21 protein-coding genes and 1 pseudogene are annotated in these 22559 nt (G+C 63.9%); 15 read left to right on the top strand and 7 right to left on the bottom strand.

What is annotated here, in order from left to right; all coding sequences use genetic code 11:
- Positions 1-88: 88 nt before the first annotated feature.
- The gene (locus LFL96_RS28925) at positions 89-1741 is read left to right on the top strand and encodes an MFS transporter (protein ID WP_281001318.1); all 1653 of its coding nucleotides are present in this window, start codon (positions 89-91) and stop codon (positions 1739-1741) included.
- On the opposite strand, the gene LFL96_RS28920 is transcribed toward LFL96_RS28925, so the two are convergent.
- A complete protein-coding gene (locus LFL96_RS28920; RefSeq protein WP_281001317.1) occupies positions 1650-2237 on the bottom strand; it encodes an RNA polymerase factor sigma-70 in 588 nt (195 codons plus the stop codon). The genes LFL96_RS28925 and LFL96_RS28920 overlap by 92 nt on opposite strands.
- 246 nt (positions 2238-2483) lie before the next feature.
- On the opposite strand from LFL96_RS28920, the pseudogene LFL96_RS28915 reads away from it, so the two are divergent.
- The 3 genes and pseudogenes from LFL96_RS28915 to LFL96_RS28905 all read left to right on the top strand — a co-directional run.
- Positions 2484-2723: pseudogene (locus LFL96_RS28915) on the top strand (glycerol-3-phosphate responsive antiterminator); the annotation flags it as partial.
- A gap of 44 nt (positions 2724-2767) precedes the next feature.
- Entirely contained in the window at positions 2768-3076 is a 309-nt protein-coding gene (locus LFL96_RS28910) for a putative quinol monooxygenase (protein WP_281001316.1), read from the top strand.
- A complete protein-coding gene (locus LFL96_RS28905) occupies positions 3073-4236 on the top strand; it encodes an iron-containing alcohol dehydrogenase (protein WP_281001315.1) in 1164 nt (387 codons plus the stop codon). The genes LFL96_RS28910 and LFL96_RS28905 overlap by 4 nt, the downstream gene beginning before the upstream one ends.
- A gap of 356 nt (positions 4237-4592) precedes the next feature.
- Here LFL96_RS28905 and LFL96_RS28900 read toward each other — a convergent pair whose 3' ends face one another.
- Entirely contained in the window at positions 4593-5483 is an 891-nt protein-coding gene (locus LFL96_RS28900; RefSeq protein WP_281003885.1) for a highly repetitive protein, read from the bottom strand.
- Between LFL96_RS28900 and LFL96_RS28895 the strand changes: the two genes are divergently transcribed.
- Both LFL96_RS28895 and LFL96_RS28890 read left to right on the top strand, forming a co-directional pair.
- Positions 5479-6642, top strand: coding sequence for a collagen-like triple helix repeat-containing protein (locus tag LFL96_RS28895; RefSeq protein WP_281003884.1), 1164 nt, complete (start codon positions 5479-5481; stop codon positions 6640-6642). The two genes, LFL96_RS28900 and LFL96_RS28895, sit on opposite strands and share 5 nt — an antisense overlap.
- A 204-nt stretch (positions 6643-6846) precedes the next feature.
- Positions 6847-8115 (top strand): isoprenylcysteine carboxylmethyltransferase family protein, encoded by a 1269-nt coding sequence (locus LFL96_RS28890; protein WP_281001314.1) that lies wholly within the window; start codon positions 6847-6849, stop codon positions 8113-8115.
- Positions 8116-8267: 152 nt separating this feature from the next.
- Here LFL96_RS28890 and LFL96_RS28885 read toward each other — a convergent pair whose 3' ends face one another.
- Positions 8268-9146 carry an EAL domain-containing protein gene (locus LFL96_RS28885; protein ID WP_281001313.1) on the bottom strand — a complete coding sequence of 293 codons (879 nt, stop codon included), beginning with the start codon at positions 9144-9146 and terminating at the stop codon, positions 8268-8270.
- Between the two features lie 304 nt (positions 9147-9450).
- Between LFL96_RS28885 and LFL96_RS28880 the strand changes: the two genes are divergently transcribed.
- The gene (locus LFL96_RS28880) at positions 9451-9882 is read left to right on the top strand and encodes a transposase (protein WP_281001312.1); all 432 of its coding nucleotides are present in this window, start codon (positions 9451-9453) and stop codon (positions 9880-9882) included.
- A gap of 371 nt (positions 9883-10253) precedes the next feature.
- Positions 10254-10574, top strand: coding sequence for a DUF4148 domain-containing protein (locus LFL96_RS28875; RefSeq protein ID WP_281001311.1), 321 nt, complete (start codon positions 10254-10256; stop codon positions 10572-10574).
- 237 nt (positions 10575-10811) lie between these two features.
- On the opposite strand, the gene LFL96_RS28870 is transcribed toward LFL96_RS28875, so the two are convergent.
- Both LFL96_RS28870 and LFL96_RS28865 read right to left on the bottom strand, forming a co-directional pair.
- Complete coding sequence (locus tag LFL96_RS28870) at positions 10812-11060, bottom strand: hypothetical protein (protein ID WP_281001310.1); 249 nt, start codon at positions 11058-11060, stop codon at positions 10812-10814.
- A 133-nt stretch (positions 11061-11193) separates the two neighbouring features.
- Positions 11194-12240 carry a phytoene/squalene synthase family protein gene (locus LFL96_RS28865; protein ID WP_281001309.1) on the bottom strand — a complete coding sequence of 349 codons (1047 nt, stop codon included), beginning with the start codon at positions 12238-12240 and terminating at the stop codon, positions 11194-11196.
- A gap of 312 nt (positions 12241-12552) precedes the next feature.
- On the opposite strand from LFL96_RS28865, the gene LFL96_RS28860 reads away from it, so the two are divergent.
- The 6 genes from LFL96_RS28860 to tehA all read left to right on the top strand — a co-directional run bounded on the left by LFL96_RS28860 (position 12553) and on the right by tehA (position 19376).
- Positions 12553-14103, top strand: coding sequence for an ATPase domain-containing protein (locus LFL96_RS28860; RefSeq protein ID WP_281001308.1), 1551 nt, complete (start codon positions 12553-12555; stop codon positions 14101-14103).
- A 6-nt stretch (positions 14104-14109) separates the two neighbouring features.
- Positions 14110-14460, top strand: a complete 351-nt coding sequence (locus LFL96_RS28855; RefSeq protein WP_281001307.1) for a response regulator — start codon at positions 14110-14112, stop codon at positions 14458-14460.
- 246 nt (positions 14461-14706) lie between these two features.
- On the top strand, positions 14707-16140 hold the full coding sequence (locus tag LFL96_RS28850; protein WP_281001306.1) for an MFS transporter: 1434 nt from the start codon (positions 14707-14709) through the stop codon (positions 16138-16140).
- 16 nt (positions 16141-16156) lie between these two features.
- Complete coding sequence (locus tag LFL96_RS28845) at positions 16157-17356, top strand: CoA transferase (protein WP_281001305.1); 1200 nt, start codon at positions 16157-16159, stop codon at positions 17354-17356.
- A complete protein-coding gene (locus LFL96_RS28840; protein ID WP_281003883.1) occupies positions 17353-18183 on the top strand; it encodes a citryl-CoA lyase in 831 nt (276 codons plus the stop codon). Before LFL96_RS28845 ends, LFL96_RS28840 begins: the two co-directional genes overlap by 4 nt.
- Before the next feature lie 179 nt (positions 18184-18362).
- Positions 18363-19376 carry a dicarboxylate transporter/tellurite-resistance protein TehA gene (gene tehA, locus LFL96_RS28835; RefSeq protein WP_281001304.1) on the top strand — a complete coding sequence of 338 codons (1014 nt, stop codon included), beginning with the start codon at positions 18363-18365 and terminating at the stop codon, positions 19374-19376.
- Positions 19377-19455: 79 nt separating this feature from the next.
- Here the strand turns inward: tehA and bla are convergent, their stop codons facing one another.
- A complete protein-coding gene (gene bla, locus LFL96_RS28830; protein ID WP_281001303.1) occupies positions 19456-20394 on the bottom strand; it encodes a class A beta-lactamase in 939 nt (312 codons plus the stop codon).
- Between the two features lie 99 nt (positions 20395-20493).
- Here bla and LFL96_RS28825 point away from each other — a divergent pair, with 99 nt between their 5' ends.
- On the top strand, positions 20494-21390 hold the full coding sequence (locus tag LFL96_RS28825) for a LysR family transcriptional regulator (protein ID WP_281001302.1): 897 nt from the start codon (positions 20494-20496) through the stop codon (positions 21388-21390).
- Positions 21391-21553: 163 nt separating this feature from the next.
- On the opposite strand, the gene LFL96_RS28820 is transcribed toward LFL96_RS28825, so the two are convergent.
- Entirely contained in the window at positions 21554-22459 is a 906-nt protein-coding gene (locus LFL96_RS28820) for an isocitrate lyase/PEP mutase family protein (protein ID WP_281001301.1), read from the bottom strand.
- Positions 22460-22559: the final 100 nt, after the last annotated feature.

Here is a 22559-nt window from a genome sequence, read left to right as displayed (position 1 = left end):
AATTCCGTCAGGGCCCCGACGCAACGAAACACATATACACACACGCACGAACACAAACATCGCTCACCGACTCTCGAGGTAACCCTTCATGTCCACTCGTCCAACCGCGCCGCCACGGCGCGATGAACGCGCAGCATTGCGCATTGCCGGTTTGTTTTCGATCCGCAAGAACACGCTCGCGTTAGGCGCGGTGTGTCTCGCGTCGCTGATGTTCGGCCTGGAAATCTCCGGCGTGCCGGTGATCCTGCCGACGCTCGAACGCGTGCTGCACGGCGACTTCAAAGGCATGCAATGGATCATGAATGCCTACACGCTCGCGGTCACCACGGTGCTGATGGCGACCGGCACGCTGGCCGACCGCTTCGGGCGACGGCGCATCTTCGTGATCGGCATCGCGCTGTTCGGCATCACGTCGCTGATCTGCGGTCTCGCGCAAAGCGTGCCGACGCTGATCGTCGCGCGTCTGCTGCAAGGCGCGAGCGGTGGCGTCATGCTGATCTGCCAGGTGGCCGTGCTATCGCATCAATTCAGCGATGGCCCCGAGCGCGCCCGCGCATTCAGCGCGTGGGGGATCATCTTCGGGATCGGGCTCGGCTTCGGCCCGATCATCGGCGGGATGATCGCGGCACTGTCGAGCTGGCAGTGGGTGTTCTGGGTGCACGCGGTGCTTGCGATCGTCACTCTCGCGATGGTGTTCGGCGGCGTGCAGGAATCGCGCGATCCGCACGCGCATACGCTCGACGTCGCCGGCATCGTGACGCTGTCGGTGGCGGTATTCGGTCTCGTGTACTTCATCACGCAGGCGTCGGATCTCGGTATCGCCAGCGCGCGCGCAATGCTGATCGTTGCGGCGACGCTGCTCGCGTTCGTCGCCTTCCTGTGCGCGGAGCGCTTCAGCGCGCGGCCCATGTTCGACTTCTCGGTCTTCCGCATCCCGCAGTTTTCCGGCGCGCTGATGGGCTCGGCGGGAATGAACTTCAGCTTCTGGCCGTTCATGATCTATCTGCCGATCTACTTCCAGATCGGCCTCGGCTACGACAGCGTGAACGCGGGCCTCGCGCTGCTCGCCTACACGCTGCCGACACTCCTGTTTCCGCCGCTCGGCGAACGCCTCGCGCTGCGCTACGGCTCGGGTATCGCGATCCCCGCCGGTCTGCTGACGATCGGCATCGGCTTTCTGTTGATGAAACTCGGCAGCAGCGTCGCGCATCCTGGCGTGCTGAGCATGATGCCCGGTTGCCTGCTGGCCGGCGCGGGCCTCGGTCTCACCAACACGCCCGTCACCAACACGACGACCGCCGCGGTGCCGCCCGAACGCGCGGGCATGGCCTCGGGCATCGACATGAGCGCGCGCATGATCACGCTCGCGATCAACATCGCGTTGATGGGCGCGATCCTGGTCGGCGGGATTCTGTTCGGATTGAAGACGCGGCTCGGCGATGCGGTGCTCAACGACCCGTCGCTCGATAGCGCGGTGCTCGCGCGTCTCGCGGAGAAAATCGCCGCCGGCAATGTCGATGCGATCCACGCCGGCATCCCCGGACTCGCGCGGATCGATCCCACCGGCAGCATCGTGCATGCCGCGCTGATGGAAGGATTCGGCTGGGTGATGCTCTACGGCGGCGCGGGCGTGGCGATCCTCGCCGTGCTCAGTTTCGCGATCTCGGGGCGCGCGTCGCGCAAGCTGGGCGGGCAGGCAAGGACGAACGCGCCGCAAGCTGCTCGCTGCGACTCGTGCTAGCGAGACTCACCGCGCAGTGACGCTGCGCGTTGCGCACCATCACATGCACCTGGGTCGGCGAGACGTCGAGTGCGCGCGCGGTGTGCTGCAACGTCTCTTCGTGCAGCCGCACCATCTCGAAGGCGGTGCGGTTGCGCGGCGGCAGTTGTTCGAGCGCGTCGTACACATGCCGCAGCGTGTCGCGCGCCAGCAAGGTGGCTTCCGGCGAAGGTGTCGGGGACGGCACGTGCAGGCTGTCGTCTTCGTCGACGTGATCGGCGTCTTCCGCGCTCTGGCGGCGCAGCACGTCGATCGACGCGTTGCGCACCATGCGCGTGACGTAAGCCAGCGGTTGACGCACGGCATCCTGGTCGCGGAACTCGACGAGCTTGATGAAGACGTCGTGCACCACGTCCTCGGCAACGCACGGGCAACCGACCACGCCTTGCGACAGTTCGACGAGCATTGGCCGATGGCCGATCAGCACGTCGAACAGCGCGCCGTTTTTCCAGGACATACCTCGCTCCGCTTGCTAAAAAAGACAGGGCGCCAATTTATCCTAAATGCGAATGATTCTCAATATTAAATTTGCATGACGGAATTGGATCGATCGATTTGCGGACGTTTCGTCGTGTTGGGGACCGGGTCAAACGATCGTGCAAGCCCAAGCATGATTGATCTCAAGCGCAGCACGATTTATTTCGGCATCCACATCAATGTCGATCATGCCGCACGGTGCTACCTGCCGAGCAATAGTGGAAGGGACCGCTCCACGTGGCCGCGCAGTCTCAAGGCGCTCGAACAGAGCGACCCGAATCTGGTACAACTGATGCCTGCGCCCATGCTTTCGCATCTGTCCAAACAGGACCGCAACGCACTGCCGCCGATCGTCGCGTCGGGTTTCGTCTGCAACAAGGGCGACGTATTCGATGCATTAAAGAACGGCGCGGTGGCGGTCTCCACCAGCGATAGCGAATGGTGGAAGCTGGACCCGGAACGCTGAAACGCAGACTCACGAGAGACGTACCCAACCTGTCGGAGTGATCGATGGCTCAAGCTTATCTGCAGGTGATCGCCCATTATTTCGCCCAACCCGGCAACGGCGACGCGCTTGTCCGCCCCCTCACGGAACTCGCCGCCGCCACGCGCGGCGAGCCCAAAAATCTTTACTACGAATTCTTCCGCTCGCCGCTCGATCCGGATCACTTCGTGATTCTGGAGAAGTACAGCGACGCCAATGGCCTCGCCGAACATCGCGAGACCGAACATTTCCAGCGCCTGGGTTTCGGCACCATCATTCCGCTGCTCGACCGGCGCGAGGTGACGAGCCACATGGTGCAGGGAGACGCGGCATGACGAACGCGTTCCGTTTTCAGACCGTGCCGACGCTGGTGGTCGAATTCGGCGCGGCGCGCCGTCTCGGTGCCTTGTTGCGCGCGCAATTTCCCGCGCTCGAACGCGTGTCCGTAGTGACCGACGGATTTCTTCACGCGAGCGGCCTGCTGAGTCCCGCGCTCGCGGATCTCGCCGCGCATGGCTGGAACGCCACGGTAATCGACGACGTGATCGCCGATCCGCCCGAACACATCGTGCTCGAAGCGACGTCGCGCGCGCGGCAGGCCGGCGCCGAACTCGTGCTCGGGCTCGGCGGCGGCTCGTCGATGGACGTGGCGAAGCTGATCGCCGTGCTCGCACCCCAGCAGCAGCAGGCGCTCAGCGAAATGTATGGCGTGAACAAGGTAACGGTGGCGCGGCTACCGCTCGTGCAGATGCCGACCACCGCGGGCACCGGCTCCGAAGTCACGGCCGTATCGATCGTGACGGTCGGCGAGGCGAAGAAGATGGGCGTGGTCGCGCCGCAGCTTATCGCCGACCTCGCGATTCTCGATGCGGAGCTCACGCTCGGGTTGCCCGTCGCGGCCACGGCGGCGACCGGCATCGACGCGATGGTGCATGCGATCGAAGCCTATACGTCCGCGCATTTGAAGAACCCCGTCTCCGATCTACTCGCAGTCAAGGCGCTGGAATTGCTGTCGCGCAATCTGCTGCCCGCTTGCGAGAATGGTCACAACCAGGCCGCGCGCGAGGCGATGCTGCTCGGCGCCACGTTCGCGGGGCAGGCATTCGCCAACTCGCCGGTCGCGGCGGTGCATGCGCTCGCTTATCCGATCGGCGGGATTTATCACGTACCGCATGGTCTTTCGAACGCGCTGGTGTTGCCACATGTGCTGCGTTTCAATGCGTCGGCCGCCGCGCGGCTGTACGCGGAACTGGCTGAGGTGGTCGTACCGGGCGTAGCCGGTAGCGACGAGAGCAAGACGCAGGCGTTGATCGAGCGGCTCGAACGGATGATCGCGGCGACCGCGATTCCGGCGCGGTTGCGCGACGTCGGGATTGAACGGAGCGGCCTCGAACGGATGGCGAGCGATGCGATGTTGCAGACGCGTCTGCTGGTGAATAACCCCCGGCCGGTTAGCGAGGGGGATGCGTTGGCGATTTATACGGCGGCGTTTTGAGGTGTTTTTGAGGTTTTTTCTTGGTGTCTTCAAACGGGCGTTGCGGTGGTGGGCTCGGGTCGAGTTTGCTTTCGTTCTCCGTCCATGCGGCGTTACGAACGCTCGGTGTGTTACGTAGCACGCATGGGAACACCGCCCTCTTCATGTTAATGAAATTGCCGATTTGGCGATTTAAATTCTGATTTTGTTCCATCTTGACGGTGATTTTTCTGTCAATCGCCGTGATTGAGACACAAGCCGCCATTGGCGTGCAACTTGCAATGATGTCCCCACCATTAGTCGCACAACGGGGACATCATGAACAAATTCGCGGGTCGGACAGCCATCGCTGTTGCGACGTCTACATTGCTCGCTCTCTATGGTTGTGGATCGACGCTTAGCCCCGGTACTACGAGCGGGCTCGGCGGAGGAGGGCTCGCGGGGACGTCGGGGAGTGGGACGTCGGGTGGTGGGGGTGGTGGGACTTCGGGTGGTTCGGGGACTTCCGGTACTTCCGGTACTTCGGGGACTTCCGGTACTTCGGGGACTTCCGGTACTTCGGGTACTTCCGGCACTTCGGGCACTTCGGGCACTTCGGGCACTTCGGGCACTTCGGGCACTTCCGGCACTTCGGGCACTTCGGGCACTTCGGGCACTTCGGGTACTTCGGGTACTTCGGGTACTTCCGGCACTTCGGGTACTTCCGGCACTTCCGGCACTTCGGGCACTTCGGGTACTTCGGGTACTTCGGGTACTTCGGGTACTTCGGGTACTTCGGGTACTTCGGGTACTTCGGGTACTTCGGGTACTTCGGGTACTTCGGGTACTTCGGGTACTTCGGGTACTTCGGGTACTTCGGGTACTTCGGGTACTTCGGGTACTTCCGGCACCTCAGGCACTTCCGGCACCTCAGGCACTTCCGGCACCTCGGGTACTTCCGGCACCTCGGGTACTTCCGGCACCTCGGGTACTTCCGGCACCTCGGGTACTTCCGGCACCTCGGGTACTTCCGGCACCTCGGGTACTTCCGGCACCTCGGGTACTTCCGGCACCTCGGGTACTTCCGGCACCTCGGGCACCTCGGGCACCTCGGGCACCTCGGGCACCTCGGGCACCTCGGGCACCTCGGGCACCTCGGGCACCTCGGGCACCTCGGGCACCTCGGGCACCTCGGGCACCTCGGGCACCTCGGGCACCTCGGGCACCTCGGGCACCTCGGGCACCTCGGGCACCTCGGGCACCTCCTCCACCCCGCTCGGCAACATCATCACGCAAACCGGCAACCTGATCGCCGCGGTCGGCACGACAGTCGCCGATACCGGCGGCAAAGTCACCGGCACATCGGTCCCTGGCGTCGATAGCGGAACGACGACGAACCTCGGCAACGCCCTCACCGATCTCGGCAATGGCGTGAAGACGCTCGGCAACGGCACCGCCGCGGGTCTCGGCACGGTCGGCAGCGCCGCCAACCCGCTCGGCCCGACGCTCACCTCCACCTCCGGCCTCGTCTCCAACACCGGCAACGCGGTGACCGCCGTGGGCGGCGTGGTGTCGAGTCTCGGCAGCGGCCCGCTGTCGCCGCTTTCTCCCGTGACGTCCGCGGTCGGCGGCGTGGTCGGCGGTGTCGGCAACGGTGTGACGTCGGTCGGTTCGGGATTGAACAACGTCCTCGCGAGCGCCCCCGTCCAGCAGATCGAGACCCAGCTCAGTTCGGCCATCAACCCGATCACCCTGACCGTCTCGAACACGACGCAGACGCTCGGCAACGCGACCGGTCTCGGCGCACCGCTCAACAACCTGCTCGGCACCCTCGGCAATGGCCTCGATGCGGCCGGTATCAAGGTGTCGGGCTCGACCGGCGACCCGGTCGGCAAGGACATCGGCGGCGTCGTGAGTCAGTTGGGCAAGACCGTCACGAGCACCGGCGGTCTGTTCACCGGCGCGACATCGAACCCGCTTGCACCGATCACCGGCCTGCTCGGACCTTTGGGTGGGCTAGGCGGACTCGGCGGAACCGGCGGCATCTCGATCCCGCCGTTGACGGGTCTGATCGGCAACCTCGGTTCGCTCGGTGGCGCGGGTGGCGCAGGTGGTATCGGCGGCGCAGGCGGCATCGGCGGATTGCTCACGCCGATCACCGGTCTGCTCGGCAAGGTCGGCTCGCTCGGCGGCGCAGGTACAGGCACGGGCAATCCGCTGACGCCAGTCGTCAGTCTGGTCGGTTCGTTGACGGTCAGCGTGACAGGCGGCGTCAGCGCGTCGTCGTCGGGCGGCACGGCGGCCAATCCGGTGACCGGTCTGATCGGCGGGCTGACCGGCGGCACCGCCAGCGGCTCGGGCAGCAGCGGTTCCACCAGCAAGAATCCGCTCGCGCCGGTGACGAATCTGGTCGGCGGATTGCTCGGCGGCGTCGCCACCGGCAAGTAACCGAACGGACAGCAGCAGATGAAGCGCCGCGCTTCGAGTCGATACCTCGCGCGCGGCGCTTCGAAGCAAAAAGCTTTCGCCATATCGAACGCGGTACTACACGACGCCCCACTGAATCATCGTCTCGACCCAGCATTCAACCGCAGCGGCCAGCCCTCAAAAAACCAAACAGCCCGGCCGCGATGTCATGACTACGAGGATGACATGAACTCGACCTTCGACACCGTTGCGCATCTCCAGGACGCGCGGCCGCAATCCGCGACGCCGTTTTCGATCGGCCTGCTCGGCATCGCCGCCGGCCTGCTCACGCTCTGGCTGCTGCGCGACAGCACCACGCTCGACGGCGCGGCGCGCGGCACCTTGGCCTGTCTCGCGATCATCGCGACGATCGCCACCTACGAACTCTTCGTCGCGCGCGTCTATCTGCGCCCGAGCGCCGGCCTCGCGAGCCGTGCGGTGCGGCCGCTGAGTGTCGCGCGAGTCGGCGCGCGGCTGGCCGCGCTCAGTTCGGTCTACGCGGGCATCGGCGCGCTGTACTGGCTGCTGCCCGAATATCACGGCGCGTTCTACAACCCGTTCTGGTCGCTGATCCGCACCCTCGCGCCTTACGTGCTGATCGTCGCGCCGTTCTATTTCGCGTGGATGGACCGGCATCAGCGCGATGTCGACGACGCGTATCTGGTGTGGGCGCGCCTGCTGTTTCGCGGCGAGCGGCCGGCGAACTTCCGCCCCGTGCGCGAGATGCTGGCGGGGTGGATGGTCAAGGCCTTCTTCCTGCCGCTGATGATCGTCTACCTGTCGACCAACGCGGATCACCTCGACGCGTCGCTGACCGCCGCGCTGAATGCACCGTTCTCGCTCGCCACGTTCCGCTTCATGTACGACCTGTCGTTCGCGATGGACCTGATGTTCGGCACCGTCGGCTATCTGTGCACGCTGCGCATTCTCGACACCCACGTGCGGAGCGCGGAGCCGACCGCGCTCGGCTGGCTCGTCGCGCTGATCTGCTATCAGCCGTTCTGGTCGCTGATCTCGAACCAGTACATCCATTACGAAGGATCGATGTTCTGGGACAACTGGCTCATTTCGCTACCGCTGCTGCGCATCGTGTGGGGCACGGTCATCGTGGCGCTGCTGCTGTGCTACGCGCTCGCCACGATCTCGTTCGGCCTGCGTTTCTCGAACCTGACCAATCGCGGCATCATCACGTCGGGGCCTTACCGCTTCACCAAGCACCCCGCGTACATCGCCAAGAATCTGTCTTACTGGATGATCGCCGTGCCGTTCATCGAACCGCTGGGCTGGCGCGCGGCGCTCATGCACTGCTTCGCGCTCGCGATGGTGAACATGCTGTATTTCCTGCGCGCGAAAACCGAGGAAAAACATTTGATGAACGATCCCGACTACCGCGCGTACGCCGAGTGGATCGCGAAGAACGGCTTGTTCGCGAGACTGTCGCGCGTGTTCGATTAGTCCAGTCGGGTGCCGCGCAAAACAAACGCCGGTTGAACGTGAGTTCAACCGGCGTTGTCATTCGTGTTTTGCGTGTGCGTTTTGCGTGTGTGCCGTGAGTGTGCCTATGCCGCCCGTGAATCAGATACCGCTCATCGCCTTGCGCTCGCAGATCACGGCACGCGGCGCAGCTTCAACACACTCGCGAGGCCGGCTTGCGGGCGCGAGAACAATAGCCCTTGCGCCAGCGCTTGCGGCCAACGCTTCAACCATGCCAGTTGCGCTTCGGTATCGATACCGTTCACCACCACCTGCACGTCCAGCGCCTGCAACAGGTCCATCAGCGTCGACATCACCAGGCCGGCGCGCGCCTCGCGCGGCACGGTCGCCATCAGGTCACGCGAAATCGTGATGGTGTCGACGTCGAGCGCTCCGAGCAACGCGAGCGACGACGCGCCGTTGCCCCATTGCCCCAACGAAATGCTCGCCCCGGCATCGCGCAAGCCCGCGGTTAAGGTCCGCAACGACAGCAGCTTGGCCGCCTCGGCGCCGTCGACGACTTCGATATCGAGCAGATGGACCGGCACGCCGTACGACCCGGCGATCCGCACAATGTCCTCCGCGAACGACGCGAGCACGGCGACCTGTGCGGGCACCCTGATCGCCACCGGACGCAAAGGCAGTTGCGCGGCGAGACAGTCTCGCAACTCGCGGCACACGCCATCCACGACGAATTGCGCCATCTCCAGCGCGAGCTGCGGATGATCGAGCGGCATCATGAAGATACCGGGAAGCAGCAAACCGTAATCGGGATGCGTCCAGCGCACCTGCGCTTCGAGACGCGCCAGCGCGCCGCCCGCCACACGATGCGCGCCCTGAAACACGAGATGAAACTCGCCCGCGCGCAGTCCGTCCTGAACCCGCTGCTCGAGTCCGGTCAAACCCGACGAAGGGTCGCGGGCGTCGTCCGCGTCGTGCCGCGCGGCGCTGAGCGCGCCCGCGATCGAGTTCGTTGCGAACGCAACAGGTTGGATATAGTCGAGGGTGTGCATGGCGAACCGATGATCGATGGAACTTCGCCAACGTATGCACGGCTTATGCCAGGCGCCAGTACAACACCAGTATGAAACGTCGCGCCTCACCGCAAAGCCACGCCGCGCAATGCTTCGCGGGCATCTTCCCCAAACTTTCGCCGCCTCGTTCCGGCATCGAAAAGGTTCGTTCCAGCACGCACGTTACGTAGCGAAACACGTGACGTTACGCTGCGGGAACGCCACCGACACTACAGCGGCACGCCAACGATGATTGCGCGCGACGATAACGAAAAATCGTCGAATGCGAACGAAACGGCATGCCGTGCAAGATCGCGAAATAGCGCTGAAACATAAACGTTTTCAGTGCGATATATCAGCACCGGAACGTTTGACCGGGTTAAAAAGATTCTCTAGTATCGGCTTCAGCGCAGCATGCGACGACCGCCAATTTCCCCCACCGTCATTCAGGCAGCCGATGCTACAGATCCCACTCTCCGACGCCGATTGGGCTCGCGTCCAGAGTCTCTTTCCGGAGTCTTCATCCGTACGCGGGCGACCGCGCCGCAGCGATCGCGAGATTCTCAACGCGATACTGTGGCTGCAACAGACCAAGGAAAAATGGCACCGGCTTCCAGCCACCTTTCCGCCGCAACAGACCTGTTATCTTCGTTATACGGCGTGGAAAAAATCCGGCGTGCTGGATCAGGTCAATGAACTTCTTCTCGTCAGCGATCCGGAGTGTTCCGTGTCGTGAATCGTGTGTCGCGACCCTGGCGTCGCGATCGTTGCGTCGTGTCGTGGCGTAATTTTTCGACACCTTCAATTTGATTCGGATGCCGTAGCGAATTACGGTGACCTCGTCATCCCACACTCCGCGATGCGACCGTCGAGCCTTGCCCGCATCCGCCCATGCCGTTTACTCTTCGATCGAACGGCCTATCTCCTTTGCGTCGCCACCAGCGGCAAATCCAGCACCAGAGTTCCGGCGCATTTGTCTCAGTTTTAACAACAAACATTACCTGTTTTGGCGATTACTCCGCCCAGTTCTCAAAACTACAATGTAATCACTGACTACGAACAAGCGCGTTCGTAGCGCCACAAAGACCGAACTGGAGGTAGTTCATCATGAAATCGCTCATTCAAGCTGTCGTTATCGCCGCCGCGCTGGCCGCGCCTGTCGCTTCGTTTGCCCAGTCCAACCAGCCGATGACCCGCGCCGAAGTGCGCGCCCAACTGATTCAACTGGAACAGGCCGGCTATCAACCGGGCCACGCCGACCCGTATTACCCCGCCGACATTCAAGCGGCCCAGGCGCGTGTCGACGCGAAAAACGGCACCGCGCAAGGTGCGGAATCGGGATATGGCGGCGTCGTTAGCGGATCGTCGGAAGGGGGTCATCCGGTCGCGGTCGGCACGGGTCCGCAATCGGTCTACTTCGGCCATTAAGCCAGTCGCGTACCGTTATACCGATACCTGGGCTGTCGCTGGAAAAGAAGGATTGATGGCCGCGCTTCGGATTTGCGATCTTCACGCACCCGGCACGCATCACAACACGCTGTAAACGAACTGGCCCGCGACCGAGCATCCCCGATCGCGGGCCAGTTTCGTATTCGATACCTCCGTCATCGGGCTCCCGATGACTTCGCCTGGGCCATCTGGTCCGGGCGCTTTTTCCTGCTGTCTTTATTCGCGTGCGATCAGATCGCCGACCTGACCACGGCCGGTAACGAGGCAGCTCGACAGGAAGTTCTCTCCCTGGCTGCTGGCGCCGACTTCGCCGAAGCCCTTCTTCAACGCGCCGGATTTGACCAGTTCCGCGCCTTGATGGCACGTAATGGTGCCTATCTCTCCGGCCTGCGCGCGCATCAGCGCCCGATCGGCCATCAGATAGCCAAGCAACAACACCACGGCAATGTAAAACGCTTGTCTCATGGTTCGTCTCCTCTTGAACAGAGACTAACGCGAACCACGGACGCACGGTCCTAGGGGTTTCCCGATCGATCGCGATTCAATGATCCAGATTAAATCGATCGATGCCGGCGCAACGAACGCCGAAACAGGTCATTCAGAACCGCGCTTCGATCTGCGCGATGCGTTTCTCGACCGCCTTGCGCACCATGGCATTGGACGCCACCATCATGAACGACTCGCCGATGATCCGGTACACGTGATTGCGCCGCACCTTCGACACCTTCTGCGGATCGAGCCACGCATCGTTTTGCACGAGCAGCAGCAAGGTGTCGAGGCCGATCAGGATCGGCCACAAGCTGGCGAGACGCAAGCGCACGGACCACCCGGGAATCGCCAGCGTGTAGTCGAGCGCCGCGTGGAAATGATCGAGCGACTTGCGCAGCAGTTCGACCATCAGCGGACGCGCGCGCAGCGAGTTGGCGGGCAACAGCAAGTCCCGCGCGCCGAGACCATGGCGATCGAGCAAGGTTTGCGGCAGATAGCAGCGGCCGATCCGCAGATCCTTGCCGCAATCGCGCAGCACGTTGGTCATCTGCAGCGCCTTGCCGAAACGCACGCCGCGACCGGTCATCGTGTCGGGCCGCTCCTTCAGCGTGCCCGGCATATGCGCATAGGTCATCGTGGTCCAGAATTCGCCGACGCATCCCGCCACCAGATACGTATAGCGATCGAGATCGTCCTCGTTGCCCAGCGCCGCGATCTGGCCGGAACGTTCGTCGGGGAACGTGCGCAGATCGAATTCCATGCCCTCGCTCAGCGTCGTGACGATGCCGCGCACCGCTTTGCGATCGGACTCGCCGAGTTGCGACAGCACGTCGAGCGCGGGGCCAAGCGATTCGAGCAGCACCTTTTCATCCGACTGCGTCTGTTGACCCGCCACCTCGGCGGTGAGGCGACGCAGCAGCGTGCCGTCGTCGGTCGCGCCGTTCACGTGGGCGCGCAACGCCAACAGCAATTCCAGTCGCTGTTCGGGCGAGATCAGCGAGGTATCCGCAATCGTGTCGGCCGCGCGCGCCAGCAGATACGCGAGGCCGATCGGGTCGCGCATGCCGGTGGGCAGCACGCGCAGCGTGAGATAGAAGGAGCGTGAAACGCCTTTCAGGAGCGGGCCGAGAAGAAAGGCCCGGGTCGGAGTCGGCATGGATCGGATCAGGTCAGGATTGGGTGGAACGCGAAGCACAAGCCGGTAAGCCTCCGGCGCTGCCGAATTGTATACGGCACAAGCGTTCGGACCTTGCGTCGCGTGCCGGTCCGATGCGGCAGCTCCAGTCGGCCCGCGGTTCGCCAAGCGGGCCAGGGCCGGATAGAATCCCCTCCATCCAACGTCGGCGGGCGTCATCACGCTCGTGAGCGGGTACGTTAAGGAACGCGGATTGCTACGTTATCTTGTTTGGGCGATCCGGACCGCACGCACGAGCCTTCGCCTCTTCGCACTCTGAATGACACATCGACAATGACTATCCACGAATCCCAGTCGTCTCCATCGCCGGACCCGGGCCGGCCGGGCACGGCTCGGCCTGACGCGGCTCGGCCTGACGCGGCCCGGCCTGACGCGGCTCGCGCCAATGTCGAGACGGGCGTACCGGGCCTCGACGAAATCCTGGGCGGCGGCCTCGTCCGCGGCGGCGTCTATCTGCTGGAAGGCATGGCCGGTGCAGGTAAAACGATCCTGTCGAGCCAGATTGGATTTCACCGTGTAAGCCAGGGCGAGAAGGTGCTGTATATGACCCTGATCGCCGAATCGCACGACAAGCTGCTGGGCCACCTGAAGGGTCTGAGCTTCTTCGACGAACGCGCGGTCGCCCAGCAGATGCTGTTCGTTTCCGGCTACCACGAGTTGATGCAGGACGGTCTCGACGGTTTCCTGAAGCTGATCGCGTCGAGCATTTACGACTACCGCCCGAGTTTGATGATCATCGACGGTTTTCGCAGCGCGCGTGAATTCAGCGAAACCGAGCTGTCGCTGTCGAAGTTCATTCACGAACTCAACGCGCTGGTCGCGGCGATGGACTGCACCACGCTGCTGCTCGCGCCGCTGTCCGGTAACGAACCGCATCCGGAGCACACGCTGGTCGACGGGTTGATCGAGTTGAACCGTTATAGCGACGGCATGCGCCGCGCGCGCGAAATCGAAGTGCACAAGATGCGCGCGCGCAATCATCTGATGGGCAAGCACTTCTTCCGTATTGCCGAAAGCGGCCTGCTGATGTTCCCGCGTCTCGAAGCGCAGTGCGCCGCGCAGCCGGGGCCGGTGGATCTGAAATCGCGTCTCGGCTTCGGATTGCCGCATCTCGACGGGTTGCTGGGCGGCGGCTTCGCGCAAGGCTCCACCACCACGCTGATCGGCCCGTCGGGCGTCGGCAAGACGCTGCTCTGTCTACAGTTCCTCGCGGCCGGCGTAACGCGCGGCGAACGCTGCGTGTACCTCGGTTTCTACGAAGGGCCGCAGCGGTTGATCGGCAAGGCCGAGGCCGTCTCGATCCCGCTCACCGACGCCTATCAGGACGGTCGCCTGGCCATTCAATGGCAACCGGCAATCGAACTCGCGGTCGACGAACTCGCGGCCACCGCGCTCGCCACGGTCAAACGGACCGGCGCAACGCGCATCGTGATCGACGGTGTGGAAGGATTCCGCGACTCGGCGCTGCGTACCGAGCGCTTCGGCCTGTTCCTCAACGCGTTCCTGCATCAGCTTCGCGAGGCCTGCGTGACCACGCTGATCACGGAAGAACTGCCTCTGTACGCCGACCCGGGTCACGCGAAGAGCGTACGTGTCTCCGCGTTGACGGAAAACCTCGTGCTGCTGCGCTACGCCGAAACCGACAGCGGTCTGCATCGAATGATTTCCGTGGTCAAGCAACGCGAGAGCGCACACGACACGTCGTTGCGCGAGCTCGTGATTTCGTCCGACGGACTCGACGTCACGGCCAATTCAGCCGGCCCGGCCAGCATGGTGTCGGTACCTGGCCTGTCAGCCACACTGCAAGCGCGACGACTTCCCTAGCCGCCCATGAAAACCATTCTGGTCGTGGACGACGAATTCGACATTCTCACGGTCTGGCGACTGTTGCTGGAGCGGCACGGCTATACGGTATTGACGGCGTCGAATGGAGCGGCCGCGCTGGTGCAGATTCGCACGACCCGGCCCGACATCATCGTGTCCGACTGCATGATGCCGGTCATGTCCGGCTTGCAACTCTGCGCGATCCTGAACGCCGCCCCGGACCTGCGCGAGATTCCGATCCTGTTGTGCAGCGCCGCCGCGGACATTCCCATTCAGCCGAATCCTCGTATCGAATACGCGCGCAAACCGCTGTCCTTCGATACCTTGCTGCAAACCCTGCAACGCATGGCCGTGTAACGCACGCAACTCTGCAAAAACCTTGAAGCGAAGCGCCGGATCGTCGAACGACCATCCGGCGCTTTCGTTTTTGGCGGCCTGCCACTCGTGAAAGCGCAACGCCGCGCGATATAGCGCCCTCCAGGTAAAACCCCGATATCTGCCGACGCGCGCTCGGACTACTCTCGGCACATCCATTTTATAGAACATCGTTCTGCCCAATAGAACGAAAACAATCTAGCCGAGAGACATCCGAAGGAGGATTCCATGGCAAGCCTGCCGCTCGATGCGCGACACGCATCATCCAACCCGCCCGCCGGGACGCCGGAGCCGACGCCCGGCATCAACGCGCGAATCGACCGTCTGCCCGCCACGCGCACGGTGTGGACGCTGGTGTTTCTGCTGTCGATCGGCGGCTGGTTCGAGTTCTACGATCTGTTCTTCACCGCGTATGTCGGCCCCGGTCTCGTCAAGAGCGGCATGTACGCGACCACCACGGCCTCGTTCTTCGGCGTGTCCGGCCTCGGCGCGTTCGTGGCGGCGTCGTTCGCCGGCCTGTTCATCGGCACGTTTTTTCTCGCGGGAATGGCCGACCGTTACGGCCGGCGCACCGTGTTCACCGTATCCCTGCTGTGGTATTCGGTCGCCACGCTGATCATGGCCCTGCAAAGCAGCGCGCCCGCGATCAACGCATGGCGGCTGATCGCGGGCATCGGCGTGGGCGTCGAACTGGTGACGATCGACACCTACGTCAGCGAACTCGTGCCGAAGCATCTGCGTGGCCGCGCGTTCGCGTTCGTGCATCTGGTGCAGTACACGGCGGTGCCGTCGGTCGCGTTTCTCGCGTGGTGGCTGGTGCCGCAAACGCCGTTCGGTCTCGACGGCTGGCGCTGGGTCGTGATCATCGGCGCGCTGGGCGCGGTGATCGTGTGGGCGATTCGCCGGCGCGTGCCGGAAAGCCCGCGCTGGCTCGCGCAACAAGGGCGCGCCGCCGAAGCGGAACAGGTGCTGCAGGCGCTGGAAGCGAAGGTCGCCGCGCAATACGGCAAACCGTTGCCGCCGCCCGTGCCGACCGTCGAACCCGCCACCACGAAGGCGGCCTTCCGCGAAATCTGGCAACCGCCGTATCGCCGCCGCGCAATCACGATGCTCGTGTTCAACCTGTTCCAGGCGATCGGCTTCTACGGTTTCGCGTCGTGGGTGCCGACGCTGCTGGTCTCCAAGGGCGTGACCATCACGCACAGCCTGCTGTACTCGTTCGTGATCGCGATTTCGAATCCGTTCGGGCCGCTGCTCGGCATGGCGATCGCGGACCGTATCGAACGTAAAACGCTGATCGTGCTGTCGGCGCTCGGCATCGTGATCTTCGGCAGCCTGTTCGCCACGCAGACCTCGCCCGCCATGCTGATGACGCTCGGCGTGCTCATCACGCTGTGCGGCACGCTTCTCTCGGTCGGCTATCACGCGTACCAGACCGAACTGTTCCCCACGCGTTTGCGGGCGCGCGCGGTCGGTTTCGTGTACTCGATGTCGCGACTGTCGGCGATGTTCTCCGGCTTCATGATCGCATTCGCGCTGCGGCACTTCGACGTGACCGGCGTGTTCGCGCTGATCAGCGTGTCGATGGTGATGGTGATGGGCGCGATCGGTCTGTTCGGGCCGCGCACCAACAATCTCAATCTCGACGAAATCTCGCATTGAACAAGAGGCTTCTGCAATGACGCTGCCGTTGGCTGGAGTCCGCGTACTGGACTTATCGAATGTTTTGGCGGGGCCGTTCTGCGCGTATCAACTCGCGCTGCTCGGCGCCGAAGTGATCAAGATCGAGCATCCCGAAGGCGGCGATCTCGCGCGACGGCTCGGCGCCGACAAGGAAGCGTCGTCGCGCAACATGGGGGCCTCGTTCGTCGCGGTGAACGCGGGCAAGCAGTCCGTCACGCTGAATCTGAAAGACCCGCGCGGCAAGGACATCCTGCGCGAGCTGGTGAAAACCGCCGACGTGCTGGTCGAAAACTTCCGGCCCGGCGTGATGACGCGGCTCGGCCTCGACTTCGCCGCGCTGAGCGAAGTCAATCCGAAGCTCGTGTACTGCGCGATTTCCGGCTTCGGCATGGACGGCGAGTTTGCCAAACGCCCCGCTTACGATCAGATCATCCAGGGCATTGCCGGTGTGATGAGCGTGACCGGCGACGCCGACAGCGCGCCGCTGCGCGTCGGCTATCCGGTGTCGGACACGGTGGGCGGCCTCACCGCGGCGTTCGGCATCTGCGCGGCGCTGCTCGATGCGCGCGCCACCGGCCACGGCCGCATGCTCGACGTGTCGATGCTCGAAGCCACGCTCGCGACGATGGGCTGGGTCGTGTCGAACTATCTGAACGCGGGCGTCACGCCCACGCCGATGGGCAACGAGAATTTCACCGCCGCGCCGTCGGGCACGTTCAAGACCGGCGACGGCCCGCTGAACATCGCCGCGAACGAGAACAAACAGTTCGCGAGCCTGTGCCGCCTGATCGGCCGCGCCGATCTACTCGACGACCCGCGCTTTGCCGAACGCAACGCGCGCAAGCTGAACCGTGCCGCGCTGAAAGCGGAAATCGAAGCCGCGCTCGCCGCCGACAGCGCCGCGAACTGGGAAGCGAAATGCTACGAAGCGGGCGTGCCGGCCGGCCGCGTGATGTCGGTGCCGGAAATCCTCGCGCATCCGCATCTGGCGTCGCGCGAATTCATCCGCGAGTTCGACGGCACGCACGACACCGACCGGCAACGCGTGACGCGCGCGGGTTTCCGTCTGCACGACGCCGACACGGCGCCCGCCACGCCCGCGCCGGTGCTGTCGGCGCACACCCGTGAACAACTCGGCGCGCTCGGCTACGACGACGCCCACATCGACCAACTACGCGCCGAAGGCGTGATCTGACCATGACGCAAACATTCGACGCCGCGAAACTCGCCGCCGACTACTGGAGCACGTCGATCATCGACATTCATCCGGGCTCGATCAACGTGCGCGGTTTTCCGATTCAGGAGCTGATCGGCCACATCAGCTTTCCGCAGATGATCTGGCTGATGTTGCGCGGCGAGTTGCCGGATGCGGCGCAGGCGAGTCTGTTCGAGGCGGCGCTGGTCGCGTCGGTGGATCACGGACCGCACGCGCCGTCGATCGCGATTTCGCGGATGGCGACCAGTTGCGGCTTGCCGCTAAACGGCGCGATGGCCTCGGCCCTCAACGCGCTCGACGACGTGCACGGCGGCGCGGGACAACAGGCAGTCGAACTCTACGATGCGATCGGCGCCCGAATGGATGCGGGCGCAACCTTGGACGAAGCGGTCGAACAGGGCGTCGATGCGTTCACGCAGACGCGCGGCAAGTATCTGCCAGGCTTCGGCCACCGCTTCCATCCGGTCGATCCGCGCGCGCCACGCCTGCTCGCGCTGGTCGATGACAACGTCGCGCAGGGTCGCATCGGCGGACGTTACGCGGCGATCGCGCGTGGCATCGAGGCGTTGCTGATGCGCCGCAAAAGCAAACCCGTGCCGATGAATATCGACGGCGCCACCGCGGTCATCTACGCCGAACTCGGTTTCGCGCCGGAGCTGGCGCGCGGCGTGTTCTGCCTGTCGCGCGCGGTCGGGATTCTGTCGCACGCGTGGGAGCAGCGCGGGCGCCACGAACGCAATAAGGGGCCGATGCCGCGCCAGATGAGCTACACCTACACCGGCAAGCCCGAGCGTCATCTGCCTTGATGCGGATCGCGTCGGCTTCCGTGGCTTACGTCGTTTTGCGCTTCCCCGCAGCTTGAGACGATCGCGCGATTTGTTGAGCGTCGTCCGCGTTCACCGCCGGGCCGCCGCCTTTTACAGTACGTCATCGAACGCGTGAGGCCAGAACATCGGAGCGCGTCGCAACTGTCGGAGGGTCGGTGATGAACAGCAATCGTGGCACGATTCCAGTTGCTTTCTTCGGGATCGCGGTGGGCGCACTGGCGTTCGCCAATCTGTGGCGTGTGGCGATTTCGGTGTGGCATCTGCCCACCGAAATCGGTGCGTTGAGCACGGCCGTCGCGCTGGTGGTGTGGGTCGTGCTGCTGGCAGCGTACGCACACAAGTGGCTTGCGCACGCCGACGAGGCACGCGCGGAAATGCAGCATCCAGTGCAATCGTCGTTCGCGGCGCTCGTGCCGGTGTCGAGCCTGCTGGCCGCGCAACTGCTGCAACCGATTGCGCATGCGTTGGCGCTCGGCGTGTTCGGCGTGGCGATGGTCGGGCAACTGGCGCTCGGCGTCTATCTGCATGGACGGCTCTGGCAAGGCGGACGCAAGCCCGAGCTGGTCACGCCCGCCATTTATCTGCCGAGCGTCGCGTCGAGCTTCGTGGCGGGAACGGCATCGGCGGCGTTCGGTTTCCATCAGCTGGGCACGTTGTTCTTCGGCGCGGGTCTGCTGTCCTGGCTCGCGATCGAGTCGATCATCCTGCATCGCGCCACGGTGCATGACGCGTTGCCCGAAGCGTTGCGGCCGGTGCTCGGCATCCAGCTCGCGCCGCCGGTAGTGGGTGGGGTCACGTATCTGAGCCTCACGACGGGCGTGCCCGATCTGTTCGCGATGATGTTGCTCGGTTACGGTCTGTATCAGGCGTTGATGCTGCTGCGTCTGCTGCCCTGGATTCGTCAGCAGGCTTTCGTCCCCGGTTATTGGGCCTTCAGCTTCGGCGTGGCGGCATTGCCGACCATGGCGATCCGTCTCGTCGAACGAGGCGCGACGGGTCCGGTCGAATGGGCGGCGCCGGTGCTGTTCGTTGCCGCGAATGTGATCGTCGGGATTCTGGTGGTGAAGACGGTGAGCTTGCTGGTGCAAGGGAAGTTGATTCCGCCGGCAGTTGCGGCTGTGGCCGCTCAGACTGCGCCGGTGGAACCGCGCCGGATTGCGCAGGCGCATTGACAAGCAGCACCCTCCCGCAAACGACGAGGCGCCACGTGCGCCTCGTTTCGTTTGGTGCGCCTCACTCGTTGCGGTCACGTCAAACCGATTCCACCGCCAGCGCGCCGACGTTCGCAATCGCCGCGTTGCTACGTGCCGCATCGCCATCCGTGCCGGTCAGATAGACGGCGACCAGCACCGGGCCGCGTCCAGGCGGCCACAGAATCGCGATATCGTTCGCCGTGCCGTGCTCGCCGGTTCCGGTCTTGTCGCCGACGCCCCAGTCCGGCGGCAGCTTCGCGCGCAGCCGCGCGCCGCCCGTTTCGTTCGCCACCAGCCACGCCAGCAATTGCGCACGCGACGGCGACGACAAATGCTCGCCGAGCAGGAGTTCCCGCAGATTGCCGAGCATCGCGTTCGGTGTGGTCGTATCGCGCGGATCGCCGGGCGTCGCCTCGTTCAGCATCGGCTCGATGCGATCCAGACGCGTGATGCCATCGCCGAGATCGCGGGCAAACGCGGTCAATCCCGGCGGACCGCCGATCGTCTTCAGCAGAAGATTGGCCGCCGTGTTGTCACTCAACGTAATCGCCGCCTTGCAGAGATCGGCGATGCTCATGCCTTCCTCGCCGGTCAGCTCGCGCGTATGCGGGCTCGTGCCCGGCGAGTTCGACACCAGCTCGCGCTTCGAGAAAACGACGCGCCGCGCGAGGTTTTCCTGCCCGCGATCCACGCGCGTCAGGACCGCGCCCGCGAGCAACGCCTTGAACGTGCTGCACATCGGAAACCGCTCGTCGCCGCGCAACCCCGCGTGCAAACCCGACACCGTATCGACGATCGATACGCCGAGCCGTCCACCGCTTTCCGCCTCGATCTGCGCGAGTCGTCGACGAATCGTGTCGGCCTTCGCCAGTTGCCGGTCCGGCGACGCCGCGCCCCCTTTATGGATGACCTTGCCGAACGCCCCCACGCCGCCAACCGCAACGCCAGCTATCGACACACCCAGCACCGCGCCCGCGAATTTCCGTCTTGTGATCATTGCCGCTCCTTGTGAGAAGCCGCCACTATCGGATTTCCGCCGCTCGCTGACAAACGATGATAAGTTAGACGACTCACAAGAAAATCTTATGTGTTCGCCATGCGACCTTACCTGCCACTGAACGCGCTGCGCGCGTTCGAATCGTCGGCCCGGCATTTGAGTTTCACGCGCGCGGCGCTCGAATTGAACGTGACGCAAGCGGCCGTGAGCCAGCAGGTCCGCTCTCTCGAAGAGCGGCTCGGCACCACGCTCTTCAAGCGCCTGCCGCGCGGACTCGCGATGACCGACGAGGGCCTCGCGCTGCGCCCGGTGCTGACTGATGCATTTGACCGCATCGAAGCCGTGCTCAAGCAATTCGAGGGCGGCCATTTTCACGAGGTATTGACGCTCGGTGTAGTGGGCACGTTCGCGGTCGGCTGGTTGATGCCGCGTCTGAAGTCGTTTCGCGAAGCGCATCCGTTCGTCGAATTGCGGCTGCAAACCAACAACAACCTGGTCGATCTCGCCACCGAAGGCCTCGACTTCGCGATCCGTTTCGGCGATGGCACCTGGCCCGGTTCGCTCGCCACCCGCCTGCTCGATGCGCCGCTGTCGTTGCTGTGCGCACCGGAAATCGCCGCGCGTCTCTCGGCACCCGGCGATCTCGCCGACGAAACGCTGCTGCGCTCCTATCGCGCGGACGACTGGATGAACTGGTTCAACGCCGCGGGCATTCCGCCGCGGCCGATACGCGGGCCGGTGTTCGATTCGTCGCGGCTGATGGTGGAAGCGGCGATGCAAGGTGCGGGAATCGCCCTGGCGCCGGCGTTGATGTTCGATCACGAGATCAATACAGGTCGTCTCGTACGGCCATTCGACGTGGAAGTCCATTCGGGCAGCTACTGGCTGACCTGTCTGAAGGGCAAACCCGCGACCCCAGCCATGCTGCTGTTCAGTCAGTGGATCGTGAAGGAAGCGGCGGCGCACGCGCGCGGCGATTCCATGAGACACCAATAAACAGCCGGCAAGTCGCACACGGATTTCCTATACTCACAGTGCGAGGAGACCTCAGCACGTTGAACATAACGGCAATCTGGAAAACAGAAGCCCCGTCACGAAAGATTCGTGACGGGGCTTCTGTGCATTTAACCTGAAGATTGGCTAAAAGCGTCGATCGGTTTCAGGCCGCGTCGACTTTAGGTTCAGGCGCGATCGTACTCACGTTATACGAAGCTTCCACGGCCACCGCTTCGTCGAGACCGACAAAGCGGTTGAAGTCCTTGAACGAAGTCAGCCGGTCCGCCACCGCGTCGGTCGAACCTTCGCGCAGGAAGATTTCCATCATCTCCTTCACCGCCTTGTGCGTGGCCAGCATCGATTCGATCGGACACAGCGTGTAGTCGAAGCCGATCCGGTACACCTCGTCGAGCGTCAGAAAGGGGCTCTTGCCGGTGCGCGCCATGTTGAACAGGATCGGTTTGCCGAGCGGCTTCAGGCGGCGCACCAGCTCGCGCATCTGCTCGACACTTTCCGGTGCGTCCGCATACAAGCCATCCGCGCCAGCCTCGGCATAGGCGGTGAGCCGGTCGATCGCGTCGTCGAGTCCGGTCACGGCAATCGCGTCCGTGCGCGCGACGACGAAGAAATCCGGATCGGTGCGCGCGGCCAGCATCGCGCGCAGCCTCGCCTGCATCTCTTCCTTCGGAATCACCTGCTTGCCCGCGAAGTGGCCGCATTTCTTCGGTACCGCCTGATCCTCCAGATGCAACACCGATGCGCCCGCCTCTTCCCACAGACGAATCGTCCGTTGCACGTCGAGAATGCCGCCATAGCCGGTATCGGCGTCGGCGAACACGGGCAATGAAGTCACGCGACAGATCCGGCGGATGTGTTCGAACATTTCCGTCTGCGTCAACAAGCCGACGTCCGGCTCGCCGGCCAGAATGCCCGACGCCGCAAAGCCGCTGACGTAGATCGCTTTCGCGCCCGCCTGCTCGGCCAGCTTCGCGGTCAACGCGTCGTGCGCGCCAAGACAAACGAAGGGCGGCGATTTCAACAACTCTCTGAAACGTGCGGAACGGCTCACGGTGCTTCTCCCAGTGAAGGTCGGATCGGACGACGCCGACGGATCGATGCGAACGCATTCATCCGCATTCGCATTCGCCGGTACATTCGTCAAGACAGTC

This window comes from Paraburkholderia sp. D15 (genome assembly GCF_029910215.1).
In the GTDB taxonomy this organism is placed as follows: Bacteria; Pseudomonadota; Gammaproteobacteria; order Burkholderiales; family Burkholderiaceae; genus Paraburkholderia.
This window is presented reverse-complemented; position numbering and strand designations above follow the sequence as displayed.

Coding starts and splice junctions, on each gene's coding strand:
- LFL96_RS28925 (WP_281001318.1), top strand. CDS start 89: ATGTCCACTCGTCCAACCGCGCCGCCACGGCGCGATGAACGCGCAGCA.
- LFL96_RS28920 (WP_281001317.1), bottom strand. CDS start 2,237: ATGTCCTGGAAAAACGGCGCGCTGTTCGACGTGCTGATCGGCCATCGG.
- LFL96_RS28910 (WP_281001316.1), top strand. CDS start 2,768: ATGGCTCAAGCTTATCTGCAGGTGATCGCCCATTATTTCGCCCAACCC.
- LFL96_RS28905 (WP_281001315.1), top strand. CDS start 3,073: ATGACGAACGCGTTCCGTTTTCAGACCGTGCCGACGCTGGTGGTCGAA.
- LFL96_RS28900 (WP_281003885.1), bottom strand. CDS start 5,483: ATGATGTTGCCGAGCGGGGTGGAGGAGGTGCCCGAGGTGCCCGAGGTG.
- LFL96_RS28890 (WP_281001314.1), top strand. CDS start 6,847: ATGAACTCGACCTTCGACACCGTTGCGCATCTCCAGGACGCGCGGCCG.
- LFL96_RS28885 (WP_281001313.1), bottom strand. CDS start 9,146: ATGCACACCCTCGACTATATCCAACCTGTTGCGTTCGCAACGAACTCG.
- LFL96_RS28875 (WP_281001311.1), top strand. CDS start 10,254: ATGAAATCGCTCATTCAAGCTGTCGTTATCGCCGCCGCGCTGGCCGCG.
- LFL96_RS28870 (WP_281001310.1), bottom strand. CDS start 11,060: ATGAGACAAGCGTTTTACATTGCCGTGGTGTTGTTGCTTGGCTATCTG.
- LFL96_RS28865 (WP_281001309.1), bottom strand. CDS start 12,240: ATGCCGACTCCGACCCGGGCCTTTCTTCTCGGCCCGCTCCTGAAAGGC.
- LFL96_RS28860 (WP_281001308.1), top strand. CDS start 12,553: ATGACTATCCACGAATCCCAGTCGTCTCCATCGCCGGACCCGGGCCGG.
- LFL96_RS28855 (WP_281001307.1), top strand. CDS start 14,110: ATGAAAACCATTCTGGTCGTGGACGACGAATTCGACATTCTCACGGTC.
- LFL96_RS28850 (WP_281001306.1), top strand. CDS start 14,707: ATGGCAAGCCTGCCGCTCGATGCGCGACACGCATCATCCAACCCGCCC.
- LFL96_RS28845 (WP_281001305.1), top strand. CDS start 16,157: ATGACGCTGCCGTTGGCTGGAGTCCGCGTACTGGACTTATCGAATGTT.
- tehA (WP_281001304.1), top strand. CDS start 18,363: ATGAACAGCAATCGTGGCACGATTCCAGTTGCTTTCTTCGGGATCGCG.
- bla (WP_281001303.1), bottom strand. CDS start 20,394: ATGATCACAAGACGGAAATTCGCGGGCGCGGTGCTGGGTGTGTCGATA.
- LFL96_RS28825 (WP_281001302.1), top strand. CDS start 20,494: ATGCGACCTTACCTGCCACTGAACGCGCTGCGCGCGTTCGAATCGTCG.